The 14,355-nt window shown below is 42.2% G+C and carries 16 protein-coding genes; 13 read left to right on the top strand and 3 right to left on the bottom strand.

The features are described from left to right. The first annotated feature begins 7 nt into the window (after positions 1–7). The 3 genes from aceB (at position 8) to AC1TO6_RS13320 (ending at position 3,112) form a co-directional block, all read left to right on the top strand. On the top strand, positions 8–1,618 hold the full coding sequence (gene aceB / locus AC1TO6_RS13330; RefSeq protein WP_482102099.1) for a malate synthase A: 1,611 nt from the start codon (positions 8–10) through the stop codon (positions 1,616–1,618). Positions 1,619–1,662: 44 nt separating this feature from the next. Further along, a complete protein-coding gene (locus AC1TO6_RS13325) occupies positions 1,663–1,791 on the top strand; it encodes a protein YhfH (protein WP_482102098.1) in 129 nt (42 codons plus the stop codon). 154 nt (positions 1,792–1,945) lie between these two features. Then, positions 1,946–3,112, top strand: coding sequence for a pyridoxal-phosphate-dependent aminotransferase family protein (locus AC1TO6_RS13320; RefSeq protein WP_482102097.1), 1,167 nt, complete (start codon positions 1,946–1,948; stop codon positions 3,110–3,112). 231 nt (positions 3,113–3,343) lie between these two features. Here the strand turns inward: AC1TO6_RS13320 and AC1TO6_RS13315 are convergent, their stop codons facing one another. Continuing rightward, positions 3,344–4,222 carry a glycerophosphodiester phosphodiesterase family protein gene (locus AC1TO6_RS13315; RefSeq protein WP_482102096.1) on the bottom strand — a complete coding sequence of 293 codons (879 nt, stop codon included), beginning with the start codon at positions 4,220–4,222 and terminating at the stop codon, positions 3,344–3,346. Between the two features lie 152 nt (positions 4,223–4,374). Between AC1TO6_RS13315 and AC1TO6_RS13310 the strand changes: the two genes are divergently transcribed. The 8 genes from AC1TO6_RS13310 (at position 4,375) to AC1TO6_RS13275 (ending at position 11,508) form a co-directional block, all read left to right on the top strand. Further along, positions 4,375–5,508 carry an ABC transporter ATP-binding protein gene (locus AC1TO6_RS13310; RefSeq protein WP_482102095.1) on the top strand — a complete coding sequence of 378 codons (1,134 nt, stop codon included), beginning with the start codon at positions 4,375–4,377 and terminating at the stop codon, positions 5,506–5,508. After that, positions 5,505–6,407, top strand: a complete 903-nt coding sequence (locus AC1TO6_RS13305) for a carbohydrate ABC transporter permease (RefSeq protein WP_482102094.1) — start codon at positions 5,505–5,507, stop codon at positions 6,405–6,407. Before AC1TO6_RS13310 ends, AC1TO6_RS13305 begins: the two co-directional genes overlap by 4 nt. Next, the gene (locus AC1TO6_RS13300; RefSeq protein WP_482102093.1) at positions 6,404–7,222 is read left to right on the top strand and encodes a carbohydrate ABC transporter permease; all 819 of its coding nucleotides are present in this window, start codon (positions 6,404–6,406) and stop codon (positions 7,220–7,222) included. The genes AC1TO6_RS13305 and AC1TO6_RS13300 overlap by 4 nt, the downstream gene beginning before the upstream one ends. Positions 7,223–7,265: 43 nt before the next feature. Continuing rightward, complete coding sequence (locus AC1TO6_RS13295) at positions 7,266–8,627, top strand: ABC transporter substrate-binding protein (protein ID WP_482102194.1); 1,362 nt, start codon at positions 7,266–7,268, stop codon at positions 8,625–8,627. 191 nt (positions 8,628–8,818) lie between these two features. Beyond that, positions 8,819–10,507: a methyl-accepting chemotaxis protein gene (locus tag AC1TO6_RS13290; protein ID WP_482102092.1), complete on the top strand. Its 1,689-nt coding sequence runs from the start codon at positions 8,819–8,821 to the stop codon at positions 10,505–10,507. A gap of 184 nt (positions 10,508–10,691) precedes the next feature. Next, positions 10,692–10,874, top strand: coding sequence for a hypothetical protein (locus tag AC1TO6_RS13285; RefSeq protein ID WP_482102091.1), 183 nt, complete (start codon positions 10,692–10,694; stop codon positions 10,872–10,874). A 259-nt stretch (positions 10,875–11,133) separates the two neighbouring features. Then, positions 11,134–11,295: a hypothetical protein gene (locus tag AC1TO6_RS13280; RefSeq protein WP_482102090.1), complete on the top strand. Its 162-nt coding sequence runs from the start codon at positions 11,134–11,136 to the stop codon at positions 11,293–11,295. A 48-nt stretch (positions 11,296–11,343) separates the two neighbouring features. Then, positions 11,344–11,508, top strand: coding sequence for a hypothetical protein (locus tag AC1TO6_RS13275; protein WP_482102089.1), 165 nt, complete (start codon positions 11,344–11,346; stop codon positions 11,506–11,508). On the opposite strand, the gene AC1TO6_RS13270 is transcribed toward AC1TO6_RS13275, so the two are convergent. After that, positions 11,483–11,860, bottom strand: coding sequence for a hypothetical protein (locus AC1TO6_RS13270; RefSeq protein WP_482102088.1), 378 nt, complete (start codon positions 11,858–11,860; stop codon positions 11,483–11,485). The genes AC1TO6_RS13275 and AC1TO6_RS13270 overlap by 26 nt on opposite strands. A 506-nt stretch (positions 11,861–12,366) precedes the next feature. Here AC1TO6_RS13270 and AC1TO6_RS13265 point away from each other — a divergent pair. Continuing rightward, positions 12,367–13,470, top strand: coding sequence for a glycosyltransferase (locus tag AC1TO6_RS13265; protein WP_482102087.1), 1,104 nt, complete (start codon positions 12,367–12,369; stop codon positions 13,468–13,470). A gap of 25 nt (positions 13,471–13,495) precedes the next feature. Continuing rightward, positions 13,496–13,678, top strand: coding sequence for a hypothetical protein (locus AC1TO6_RS13260; RefSeq protein ID WP_482102086.1), 183 nt, complete (start codon positions 13,496–13,498; stop codon positions 13,676–13,678). A 185-nt stretch (positions 13,679–13,863) separates the two neighbouring features. Here the strand turns inward: AC1TO6_RS13260 and AC1TO6_RS13255 are convergent, their stop codons facing one another. Further along, entirely contained in the window at positions 13,864–14,196 is a 333-nt protein-coding gene (locus AC1TO6_RS13255) for an STAS domain-containing protein (protein ID WP_482102193.1), read from the bottom strand. Positions 14,197–14,355 lie beyond the last annotated feature (159 nt).

Raw genomic sequence — 14,355 nt, 5'->3', positions numbered from 1 at the left:
GAGGGTGATGAAACTGTCAACGAAAGCCAATACAACTCATACGATAAGAGTCATAGGTGAATTGGACGCTGAAAGTGAAGGGATATTGACTCCGGAAGCACTGGAATTCCTACAATCTCTTCATACTCATTTTGATGAAAGAAGGATAGAACTCTTAGCGAAACGAGCACAGCGTCAAGTGGAAGTGGATAATGGAGTCCAACTCGATTTCTTACCCGAAACGAAAGCGATACGGGATGGGGATTGGACGATTGCACCGCTTCCTAGCGACTTACAGGACAGACGGGTAGAAATTACGGGACCTGTTGGACGGAAAATGGTCATCAATGCATTAAACTCAGGTGCGAAAACATTCATGGCCTGTTTTGAAGACGCAACTTCCCCAACTTGGGCGAACATGTTGGAAGGCCAACTCAATATGAAAGATGCCGTCCGCAGAACGATAGAGTTTGAACAGCCATCCAATGGAAAAACATATAAATTGAATGAAGAAATTGCCGTTTTGATGGTTCGACCGCGAGGATTACATTTATTAGAGAAAAATGTCTTGGTTGGCGATGAACCGATGGCGGGAGGTTTCTTCGACTTTGGGCTTTACTTCTTCCATAACGCAAAAGAATTAATCGCACGTGGATCAGGACCTTACTTCTATCTACCGAAGCTCGAAAGTCATCTGGAAGCCAGATTGTGGAACGATGTATTCATTTTTGCACAGCAGCAACTTGGTATTCCCCAAGGAACAATTCGTGCAACCGTGTTAATCGAAACAATTATAGCGGCATTCGAGATGGACGAAATACTTTATGAGCTTCGAGACCATTCAGCAGGATTGAATTGCGGACGCTGGGATTACATTTTCAGCTATATCAAGAAGCTGCGCAATCAGCCGGATGTCATTTTGCCGGATCGAGGCCAAGTGACGATGACATCGCCATTCATGCGGGCTTACACATCGCTCTGCATTCAAACTTGTCACAAGCGAAATGCCCCGGCAGTCGGGGGAATGGCGGCACAAATCCCGATTAAAAATGATCCAGAAGCAAACGCTGCGGCATTTGGAAAAGTAAGTGAAGATAAACGCCGTGAAGCGACTGACGGGCATGATGGAACGTGGGTGGCGCATCCAGGACTAGTCGCAGTAGCGATGGAGCAGTTCAATGCGCATATGCCAACACCAAATCAGATTGACCGTAAGCGGGAAGACGTTCATGTGACCGCAGCGAACTTACTCGAAGTCCCAGAAGGAACCATTACAGAAGAAGGCCTGCGAATGAATTGCAGTGTGGGCGTCCAATATATCGCCTCTTGGCTAAGAGGAAATGGGGCGGCTCCAATCAATAACTTAATGGAAGACGCGGCAACAGCAGAAATCTCAAGATCTCAAGTATGGCAATGGATTCGTCATCCGCAAGGAAAACTTACCGATGGCCAAGATATTTCAGAGAAATTAGTTATGGAAGTATTGAAAGAAGAAGTTGAATTAATTCAACAGCAAGTGGGAGAAGAAGCATTCCGTTCCGGTAGATATGAAGAAGCCGCAGAACTGTTTTCATCATTGATCGTGCAAGATGACTTCGTTGAGTTTTTGACACTGCCAGGTTATGAAAAATTAGTATGAGGTATAAATAAAGGCCAACTATTATGAGAGTGGAGGAGATTAATATGCAAACAAACAAAAACAGGAAAGAAATGCCGAAAAAGATTTGTCGGGAATGTGGCTGTGAAATTGTAGAGAAGGTCGAGTCTCCATTGTTCGAGTGTGAACGATGCATTGGTTTAAACGAAGGGTGACAGAATGGCGGCTCAATTCCTTAAAATAGGATAGAGCCGCCATTACTATGGAAAATGTATACACAATTTCGACAAGGATAGAGGACTTTTACAACATATATAGAAGTACTACTAGTGGACGTTAAACAATCTAAAGAAATGAGAGGGATACTTAATGCGAAACGAAGAAATGCTTTTGATACCCGGACCGACGCCAGTTGTCGATTCCATTTACGATGCGATGGCAAGTGAAACGAGAGGACATACAGATCCTAGATTTGTTGCCATCTATAAAAATGCAATCGAGCAGACAAGAGAATTACTTAAAACCGACGGAGAAGTATTCGTCGTTGCTGGATCTGGAACGGTTGCAATGGAAATGGCGCTCGTCAATACTGTCGCTGCCGGCGAAAAGATATTAATCGTTAGTCAAGGCTTCTTTGGTGACAGGTTCATAAAACTAGGCCAAGCTTTCGGGATTGAAATAGACGTCCTACAGTCCGAGTGGGGCAAGCAAGTCACTCCTGAAGTAGTGGAAGCGAAACTGGCTGAAGGAACCTATAAAGCTGTTACAATCACCCACGCCGATACATCAACAGGTGTCGCAGCTAATCTGGATGCGCTTGTTCCCATTATAAAAAAACACGGGGCACTTGTCATTTTGGATGGCGTCTGTGCAACGGCTGCGATGGAAGAAGATATGAGCAAAGGGTATGGCCAACCAGACTATAAAATTGACGTGATTTTAACAGGTTCTCAAAAAGCGATTGGCGTGCCACCCGGACTTGCAATTGTCGCTTTCAATAAAACAGCTTTGGACGCAAGAGCGCAAATCGAACGCGTTCCAGCTTATTATTGCGATATCTATAATTGGATTCCTATCATGAATGATCCATCGAAATATTTTGCAACACCGCCTGTAAACTTGATTTATGCCTATGATGAAGGAATGAGACTCGTCCTTGCAGAAGGGTTGTCGAACAGAATTGTACGCCACACGGCATTCGGAAAGGCAGTGCGTGCAGCACTTTCTGAATACGGCATGAAAGCATTAGCACAAGAAGACGTTGCAGCGTCAACTTTGAGTTGTATCCTTTACCCGGAAGGCGTTAACGATGCCGAGTTCCGCGCAGCACTCGGTAAAAAAGGTGTCATCGTCGCAGGTTCACTCGCCCATTTAGCAGGCAAAGCATTCCGCATCGGGCATATGGGCAATACGACGGAACAAATGCTCGAGAAAGCAATCGAATTAATCGGCGAAACGTTGAATGAAATCGGGCATTCTGTAGATATCCAAAAAGCAGTTGAACGGTTTAAAGAAGAAGTGAAAGTGGCCGTTTGATTAAGAATTAATGTGGGCTATCCTATAATGGGATAGCTTTTTTTGTTCTGGAAATCGTTAGAGTGCTCGAATCCACCTCGCGACCGCCCGAAAACGCTCATCAACCGCCCGTATCATCCGAGCGACTGCCCAAAGCTCGTTACCAACCGCCCGAAACCTCCGCGCGACCACCTGAAAACGCACGTCAACCGCCCAAATCCCCCTATGCAACCTCCCAAAACACCTACAAATCTAGTATGTATTCATGGAGTACCCTGCTTCATTCCTAACCCTAACGGCGATATCGGGTTTATCTGTAAATACGCCATCCGCACCCATCCTTAGAAGGGCTCGGATTGTGTCTTCATCATTAACGGTAAATGGATGAACGTCCAGTCCTTCCTTGTGCAGTGTTTCAACAAATTCCTCTGTTACTGCGTCAGCATTCAAACCTACACCGGATGCATACACTTCAAGTTTACGTAACGCTTTTTTTGAAAGGTGCGCAGCTTTATCGAATGTGTATAACTTGATTAGAGGAATAGAAGGTTCCATGGCAGACACTTTTTTCAAGCTCTTCTCACTGAAGGATTGAATGATCACTTTTGGCATTATTTCATTTTGATCAAGGAGGTCGTGAGCACGAAGTTGTTGGATCAGTTCATTTTCAATGCCCATGTTGTTTACAGGAGATTTCATTTCAATGTAGTAATTAACTCTATTGCCAAAATGTAGCAATATATCCTCCAGTTCAAGGACTTGTAAATCTTTATATCCCGGAGAGGCATAACGGGGGTTCTTTTCATTAAAATCCTCGCCAGGCGAATAAAGATCGAGTTCATCCATCGTAACGTCAGCAACTGCTTGTTCGGCATTGGGAAATGCCACGATTGAATCGTGGAACGCGACAAGTGTGCCATCCTTCGTCATTTGTAAATCAAGTTCAATGTAGTCCGCACCCATTTCAACAGCCATTTCATAGGCAGTTAACGTGTGACCGGGCGCATAGGCCGATGCTCCGCGATGCGCAATGACAAGGAATCTATCTTCAGGTAAAGATACGCGTTCAGCAGAGGATATCATGCAACCGGATAACGCTAAAAGGAGTAGCAGCATCGTCATTTTTTTCATCGCAATCGCTCCTTCTTTTTTTTTACAATGTAAATAATTATAAAGATTCAGTAAATAATGAATGGCAAGTTGTCTACTTATTGTAGGCTATACATATGGATAGGAGAAACCGCTAAAGGTAATTGGATTACGATTAGAAAGGAATTGAATTTGTGAAAAGAGTAGAACTTATTAATCTATCTAAATCTTATGATAAAAAAACTAATGTTATTTCCAATATAGACGTAACAATCGAGCCTGGCGAGTTTTTCGTTCTCGTCGGACCTTCTGGATGCGGGAAAAGCACGATGCTACGGATGATTGCAGGGCTTGAAAGTTGTACGAGTGGAACACTGAAAATCGGCGATCAGGTAGCGAATCATTTATCACCCGATAAACGTGACCTTTCGATGGTGTTTCAAAACTATGCACTCTATCCACATTTGACAGTCCAGCAAAATATCACGTTCGGGCTTGATGTGAAGAAAGTGAATAAAGTGGAGCAGCGGGAAAGAGCAGCTGAAGTTGCCCAAATGCTAGGGCTAAGCGAGTTTTTAAAAAGAAAACCCCGTGAATTGTCAGGCGGTCAGCGGCAACGGGTTGCACTTGCCCGTGCGATTGTCAGTGAAGCACCAATTTGTTTGATGGATGAACCACTTTCCAATCTCGATGCAAAACTGCGTGCACATATGCGTACTGAAATTAGAAGGATTCAACGAAAGCTTGGAATTACCATGATTTACGTGACTCATGACCAAGTTGAGGCGATGACGATGGGGGATCGTATTATGATTCTCCATGAGGGGGAAATTCAACAAATCGGAAAACCGATTGAGATTTACAACAATCCTGCCAATCCTTTTGTTGCAACGTTTATCGGTTCTCCACCCATGAATCTGGCGAACGCTGATATAGACAAAAAGGCATCTGAAATCGTAATCGGTGATGTATTACGTTTGCCCATGCCTCCTTTGAAAATGAGTGATTTCCCCATGCCTCTGCTCACTGCCGGTATCCGTCCCGAACATTTACGCCCGGCTTTAAAAGAGACACCGGAAGAGGACAAGTTTTATGTAGACGTTACAAACGTTGAAGTGTTAGGCAATGAGACAGTGTTCTCTTTTGAACTAGGTACATATGAGTGGATGGCAAAATGGAGTGGACAATGGCAAATCGAGATTGGAGATAGACTTCCAATTCTTATTAATTACGATGCGGTATGCCTCTTTGACGCTACATCGGGCGACTTGATTAAAAAGCCTACGAACCTTGGAAATGTCGTATTCGGTAAAGAGGTGCTGATATGACCGCACTAGAAAAACCGGGGTTTTGGAAAAAAACAGCGAATGGGAGAACTGCACTTCTTTATTTATTACCATCTATCATTCTCTTTTCTGTATTTGTCTTCTATCCGATGTTCAGGACAATCTATTTAAGTTTCTTTCTAACGGATCAAAACGGTAATGCTGCAATTGGAGTCGGTTTTGAGAACTATGCCTATTTAATGGAGTCGACAGCATTTATCAACAGCATGAAAGCAACCGGTTTATTTGTCTTATACACGGTACCAATTGGCATTCTCTTAGCCTTATTTTTCGCATTATTGGCGAATGAAAAACTGAAAGGCATTGGTTTCTTTCGGACATTGTATTCATCGACAATGGGGATTTCTGTAGCTGCGTCATCTGTTATCTGGTTGTTCATGTTCAACCCGAGTATGGGCATGTTCAATCGGATACTGAGCATGTTGAATTTGCCGCAAATCCAGTGGCTGCTAGATCCAGAGTGGGCACTTCTATCCGTTTCCATTTCAACGATTTGGATGAATATCGGATTCTCCTTCCTGATTCTACTTGGAGGGTTACAAAATATTGATGAACATCTTTATGAGAGTTCCCGAATTGATGGGGCGGGTTACTATTATAGGTTGAGGCGTATTACGCTTCCGATGCTGTCGCCCACATTATTTTTCATCATTACCATTTCGCTCATCAATGCATTTCAGTCATTTGGACAAATTGATATTTTGACACAGGGCGGTCCATCGACTTCGACAAATCTCATTGTCTATTCCATTTACCGCGAAGCTTTCGTCAACTATCAGTTTGGAACGGCAAGTGCACAGGCGGTTGTTCTATTCATCATTATCCTTATTGTGACGATTCTCCAATTTAAACTAGGAGAAAGGAAGGTGCACTACCAATGACAACAAGCCTTCCGAAAAAGATTTGGATTTATTTTCTGCTGATTGTTACATCATTTCTTGTGTTCTTCCCAGTCATGTATGCTTTTCTGATTTCCTTTATGACAGGCCCTGAACTTTTACAAGGGAAGTTTCTTCCGCAGTCATTTAGCCTGGATAACTATTTTAAAGTATTTGATAGGTTGCCCTTGATGAATTACCTCTTGAATAGTTTCATAGTTTCAGTGAGTGTCATGTTGGGACAGCTTGCAGTATGTAGTCTTGCTGCATATGCGTTTGTATTTATCCCATTCAGAGGGCGTGATTTCATATTTTTCCTGTTCATCTCGACAATGATGATCCCTTGGGAAGCTACGATGATTCCGAACAAATTCACCATCCAAAAACTGGATTGGCTCAATACATATCAAGGGTTGACGCTGCCTTTTTTCGCTCTGGCATTTGGCACATTCCTGCTGCGTCAGCATTTCAAAACGATACCAAAAGAAATGCACGAAGCTTCACAAATCGCCGGTTTAAGTCGATTTGCATTTTTTAGACGTGTTATCCTGCCTATGTCAAAAACAAGTCTCGTAACGTTAGGTGCATACGGCTTTCTGACGACATGGAATATGTACTTATGGCCATTGCTCATTACGACAAATAAGTCCGTGAGAACTGTCCAAATCGGCTTGAAACAACTACAGTCGCAAGAAACGGGAACAGAATGGGGGGTGGTCATGGCAGGTGTGATTATAGTAATCATTCCCACATTATTATTGTTATTTATTGGACAAAAGCAGTTACAGAAAGGTTTATCTCAAGGTGCTCTAAAATGATCTTGGCGATTATAAAAAAGGGGTGTTTAGTGTGAAGAAAGTGTTGAAATCATCGCTATTTTGGATTCTTATAATGAGTTTGGCAGTTTTAGCGGCATGCACGAACAGTGATAGCGATACGCAAGACGATGCGGCGGAAACACCTGAACCTGAAACGGGTGAAGAAACGACTGTAGAGGATGAAAAAGTATCCATAGAATTTTGGCACGCAATGTCCGGTTCTGGGCAGGAGTCACTTGATGCAATCGTCGAAGGATTCAACGAGTCACAAGAAAAATACGAAGTGCTCGCTGAATTCCAAGGAACGTATGAAGAATCTCTGACGAAATTGCGTGGAGTTGGCGGGACAAAAGATGCACCTGCCATTACGCAAGTATTTGAAGTCGGTACGAAATATATGATTGACAGTGGCTACATTGAGCCAATCCAATCATTCATTGATAAGGATAATTATGACCTTTCTCAACTTGAGGAAAACATTTTAAACTACTACAAAGTCGATGGAGAGCTGTATTCAATGCCATTCAACTCATCGACGCCAGTCATGGTCTACAACAAAGAAGCTTTCAAAGAGGCTGGTCTAGACCCTGAAAAAGCTCCCGAAACATTCTCTGAAGTAATCAGTGCTGCAGAGAAACTGAAAAAAGGTGAGATGTATGGATTCTCCATGCTGACGTACGGATGGTTTTTCGAACAGCTCGTTGCAACACAGGGCGGATTGTATGTTAATGAAGAAAATGGCCGTGCGGGAGATGCGACAGAAGCACTCTTTAACGGACCAGAAGGACTTAACGCTTTCAACTTCTTAGATACGATGAACAAAGCCGGTACATTCGGCAACTTCGGAACAAACTGGGATGATATCCGTGCAGCGTTTGCTTCTGAAAAAGTAGCGATGTATATGGATTCATCAGCTGGCGTTGCAGGTGCTATTGCTACTGCGCCATTTGACGTAGGCGTTGCATACATTCCCCACGCGGATGAAGTGAAACGAAACGGGGTTGTAATTGGTGGTGCTTCGCTTTGGATGTCTAAAGGAATAGATGAAAAAGACCAAGAAGCGGCATGGGAGTTCATGAAATACATGACGACACCGGAAGTACAGGCAAAATGGCATCTGGATACAGGGTATTTTGCCATTAACCCGAAAGCATATGATGAAGAGAGCGTAATTGAAAAGTGGGCAGAATTCCCACAATTCAAAGTGACAGTCGATCAGCTACAAGATACGGTTCCAGGTCTTGCGACACAAGGAGCGCTCATTTCAGTCTTCCCGGAATCACGTCAACAGATTGTAACTGCTTTGGAAGATCTTTACCAAGGGGGAAATCCTCAGGAAGTCCTTGATCAGGCGGCAGAAGGAACGAACCGTGCAATGGAAATCGCTAACAAAACGAAACAATAGACTAGTAGAAGATAAGCCCCTATTCGTGTAAGAGCGAATAGGGGTTTCGTATGATGTAATTGTACTTTTGTATGGTTGTTGAGTTGAACAAAGAAGTCGTTATTGAATACCCATTAATTACATACGAGTGGTGCTTTTATCCATCAATAGTTATATAATTTAAATAGGATAAAAGATCGTGAGGGGAAATAATGAAGTTCACAGTAGCGAAAAAACTATGGTTTGGTTTTTTAACAATTTTGGCATTACTCGTCATTGTGGGTGGGGTTAGTTTATGGGCTTCCATACGACTTGATACAGATTACAAGTTTTTACTGGATGACCGTGTAAAAAAAGTGAATTTAGTAGATGAATTCATCCTAAAGCACAATGAGATTCAAGATGAAGTACGAGGTTTCATGTTGTTCAAGGACGATGTGCATCTGGATGCGCGTCAAGAACAGATTAACCGTTATAACGAATTATACGATGAATTGTCAACCATGCTTCGTTCAGAAAAAGATCGTCAGTCATTGGAAGAACTTAATGCGGCACGAGCAAAGTTTTTAACCTTGCAAGATACAATCGTTGAAAGTATTCAAGCCGGAAATGACCGGAAAGCAACTGAACTAGGAAGGGCATCGACAAATGTGGGTGTTGTTGTATTGGAAAATGCTGAAAGTATCAAAGGGGAACAATTTAAAGCATTGGAAAAAAGCCGCTCTGAACTGGAAAGCTTCGTAGCGGGATTGAAATTGTTTGTCATCTGTATGGTTGTGTTTTCCATGATTCTAGGCATTGTCATATCCACAATAATTAGCCGGAATATCTCACGTCCTGTCAGGGTTGTGACAGAGGGATTGAACGAGATTGCGAAAGGAAATCTAACAATTGATCTGCTAAAAGTTAAGAATAAGGACGAAATTGGCGAAATGGCAATTGCTTTCAATAAAATGGGGACAGATATAGCTAATATGGTGCGGAAAATTAACGTTTCCGCTGAACAATTGGCGCTCCAATCAGAGGGATTGTCGGCAAGCTCTGAAGAAAGTCTAGCAACCTCTGAAATGGTTTCCAAAACTGCTGAAAGTCAGCTAATGGGCAGTCGACAACAACAAGGAATTATCTCGCAGTCGAGTACTTCTATGGAAGAACTTTCGTTAGGCGTTGCGGAGATTGCAACCAACAACGAAGAAATGTTAAACGCTGCAGAATCTGTATCAAAGTTAGTCATAACCGGTTCTGGGGTGGCTGCGGAAGTTTCGCTTCAAATGTCGACAATCCATTCGACAATTCAAGAGTCAACTAAGATTATGGTGGAAATGGCACAGCATTCAAATGAAATACAAAAGATAACGACACTCATTACCACAATTGCGGAGCAAACAAACTTGCTTGCATTAAATGCTGCAATTGAAGCGGCGCGTGCAGGGGAATATGGAAAAGGCTTTGCGGTTGTGGCGGAGGAAGTTCGGAAACTGGCGGAGCAGTCAAAGACGTCCGCTTCGGAAATTGGATCGATGGTAACGATGATTCAAGATGCTTCAAAACGAGCTGTGACTTCCATTACTTCAGGTAGTGAGCGTGTCGATGTTGGTATTGCTGCAACTGAACAATCACGTCTTGTCTTAGGGGAGATTCAGGATGCAGTCGGCGACGTTGCGACTAAAGTCGAAACGGTTTCAGCTGCAATCGAGGAAATTCAAGCAATGGCTGAAGAAGTGAGCCGTGGATCGTATGAAATAGAACAGTTAAGCAGCATAGCAGCTTCGTCTGCAGGTGATACAAGCGCGGCTACAGAAGAACAGTTAGCAGTCAATCAAGAAATCGCCGCAAGCGCTCAAGCACTCGCACAACTGGCTGAAGACCTGAAAACGGAAATGAAGCATTTTAGTGTGTAATTAGCAATTATTAAAGCGGATAATAAGTGAACATGCACTCTAATTGTTGGATATGTCCAACAATTAGAGTGCAGTTTTTTTGTTGTTTGCATTCATCATTAGAATAATCGTTTTAAATGAAAAGAGTGAAGAGCAGGGATTAGGGGTATGTCTATAGTATATAAAAAGTAAGGAGCTGACTGCGTTGACGGAGAAAAATCAGCGAGATCCGAAAAAAGAAGAGGATCAAAATGCGAGCAATGGATTTACAGGAATGCCAAGTGAAAAGCCATTTCCGGACTTCGAACCGAAAATGAGCGAAGAAAAACACGTTGAACAATTTGAAGAAACCTCCGAAAATGGTCGAACAGATTCCTCAGAAAAATAATGAATTTACGGAGTCTCTTGGTTTTCAAAAATGAAAAAAGCGGTCTCACTCAACAGGAAAGGGGAGAGAGATCACTTTTTATTGCATTGTGTTTTTATAGCTATTATTCTTTCTTCACTTGTTTACTATTATTAATAAAGTTCGAAACGATTTTAGCAACGTGTTCGCGTGTAGTTGACTGACCAGCCATAAATTTGCCGTCCGTGCCTTTAACAATCCCGAGTCGAAAGAATCAGGCGGTTTCCTACATATAGCAGGCATGAAGCTTGTTTTCGATGGAAAAGCTGAAACGTTCGCAGATCATATGAAGTCTGTTTGGACAATCGATTCCACAATTGAAGGACGTATTCTAACTAAAGTACCTTACAGCGATGTGGCTTATGATAGCTGGGCATATCCGTACGTATCTGATCTATATTAACGAGGAATCTAAAAAGGCACTAACACAACGTACGGTTCTGAAAAAATAATGACACGTGCTCAAGCCGCTTCATGGATTGTTCGCGCGCTTGATTTGAAAGCGACTGGTACTGTACCGTTCAGTGATATTAATAAATATGCTGCAGATACAATAACAGAAATTTCAGTGGCTTACGAAATTGGACTTATCAAACGCCACTGTTTTGGAATGTGATAACGGTCGATGGATCAATTTCTTTTGCTTTTGCCAGCATCCCGTCAGTAATGAGATTGCCAAGGTTCGTTTCTCCCGCACGTACACCGCCGAGATCACGCAGACCTCTTAGGAATACGCCTGCAGACGCGCCAGTCGGTTTTTTCATCGTCTTCTTGACTTTGTCAGCGAATGGCTTACGGATGGCCGCTGCGCCTTCATCTATGGCGGCATTTTCACCACCGACAGCATGGAGGACACCGTTGTAGTCTTTAATAACACCTTTTTCATCGAATGTAATGTCAAGTTGGGCTAAGAATTTGTTGTACTCATTGACCTGAACGATTAGGACAGGTTCAATGTCTTTATTCACAACAAAAGGCTCGTACAGTTAAACGTGCGTATGGTCGCCTACAATTACATCGATGCCTGGTACATTCTTTTTCACCATTCACTTCTCTGATGATGCTATTGTAGATTTTTACCGTTTTCAGAATTCGTTTCAGCTGTTTTGGATTATAATCCTTCGAAAAGTGAATCTGACGAGAAATTAGTGTTTGCGCTAATGAACGGGAATTCTGCACCTATAATGAAATCCGCTAATGCTTTGTGTCCGTCAGCGGATCCATCGAGGTCGAATTCATGGTTGCCGAATGTCATAGCTTCGTAACCCAATAGCGCTCTATTAACTTATAAACCTATGAAAAACGCCATCTAAACGGGTTTCAAACCCATCAGTTGGCTTTTTTTCGTATAGTAATCGTGTTTTTTGTTATATTTACTGCCGGGAGGTCGAAAGCTGGCTGATATGGTATAATCATTGAATGAAAAATAATGACTCAGCTTGTATGGTTATTGAAAGATGGGATGAGATTTTAAATGAAAAATAAATCGAAAAAAATTGTGGTATTCAGCAATATGTACCCGTCGCTGCAACATCCGACATTTGGTTTGTTCGTGAAAAATCAGGTTAGGCTTCTTCAGTCAACCGGTCTTGATGTCGATGTGGTCGTAAATCAGAATCCTGGTCGTGGGAAAGTAAATGCATTGAAAAAATATACCTTATGGTTTTCTCGTTCATTTTTGTATTTGACAAAAAATCGCAAATCTTTGGCGTTAACACATGCGCATTATGCTTTTCCAACTGGACTCCTTTCATTGATGGGGAAAAAGTTTTTTGGTATTCCTTACGTAGTGACTGTTCACGGTGGGGATATTGACAAGATGGCTGCAAAAAGTCAGCGTATTGCTGACATGACAAAAAATATCTTGCAGCAAGCAGAAGCGGTCATCGTTGTAGGAGACAAACTTCGTGAGGATGTGACAAATCGCTTCGAGGTTCCAGAGGGAAATGTACATGTCATGAGTATGGGGATTGACACATCAGTTTTTAGTTATATGTCGAAAGAAGAGGCGCGAGAAAAGCTATCTCTTCCTATAGAAGAGAAAGTACTGTTATTCGTCGGAAATGTGATTCGAGAAAAAGGGCTTCTAGAGATCGTCGAGGCATTCGATTCACTAAAAATGTCATTTTCCAATAGTAAATTATATATAATAGGGTCGCAGAAAGATGCTCGTTTTTTTGAAGAGTTACGTTCATTCATCCGTGAAAAAGACGTTGAAGATATCCACTTTAAAGAACCGCTAAGTCAAGCGGATTTAGCAATCTGGATGTCGGCTTCAGACGCGCTGGTACTGCCTTCGTATCATGAAGGCTTTGGCTTGGTTGCACTGGAAGCGATGTCTGCAGGAACAAAAGTGGTCGGAACAAATGTCGGTGGACTTACATCTCTCTTGTCAGATCAAGCTGGAATTTTAGTAGAACCAAAAAATCCTGCATCCCTAGCAGAAGGTCTGTGGAAAGCACTGGATGGTGATTCGGATGTGATTAATGAAGAAGTCGTGCAGTCAAGAATTTCAGCACACTCCTTTGAAACGATTGTAGAGCAATTACTGTCGATTTACCGAACGTCTGGGAAGTAACTAGAAAAGATCAATGAGTAAATTAATGAAAATTATCGGCGCTGTCGCAATCATTAACATCTTCGATAGATTGTTTGGTTTTCTTCGGGAAGTAGCGATTGGCAATCAATGCGGTACTTCGAAGCCTGCGGATGCGATTATTACAGCCTATACGATACCGAATTTCATATGCCTTTATCCGAAATTGTCGAATGATAGACAGATATAAAAGCCGAGGTGTCTTTGTTAGCAATCTTGGCGTTATTTCCCTGATGATTGATTCGTATTGCTTGCTGTGTATGCAGGGGTGAAATGGAATTATAATTGGATAGAATAAGGATAAAAGACGACATTTCAGTTTGAAATGTCGTCTTTTTAATGTAGGTAGATGTACAGGATTTAAAAATTTGCATTTTACGGGTTGATTATTCTACATGAAAAATTATCTTCGCCAATTTTATCATACAGTCCGCTCTTTTTGAAAAGAGATAATTTCTCTTTAGGCAACCGTTTGATAATTATTTGGATACCCGCTTTTTCTGCATGATCCAGTAGTGCAAAGAGGGCTGCTTCTCCCGTCGCGTCAATAACAGAGAGGTGTTCCACATCGAGAATGATTTTCTTAGCACCCGTTAGCAAGATAGCGGGGTATTTGTCTTCAAATCCTTTTGCAGTACCGAAGAAAATAGGGCCATCCACAATATATTTTGCTAATGAAACAGTATCCTCTTCGCCAAACTTAATCATTTCTACTTCAGATGGTTTCGCTTCCTTCATGTCGAGTTTACCACTCATTTTACGTAAGAATGAAAGAGCAGCAAGCAAAATACCAACCTGAACTGCAACTGTCAAGTCGATGAAAATCGTCAGAAGAAACGTTGTTAGTAAAACGATTGAATCTCCTGT

It is taken from the genome of Sporosarcina sp. Y352, assembly GCF_056786535.1.
This window is presented reverse-complemented; position numbering and strand designations above follow the sequence as displayed.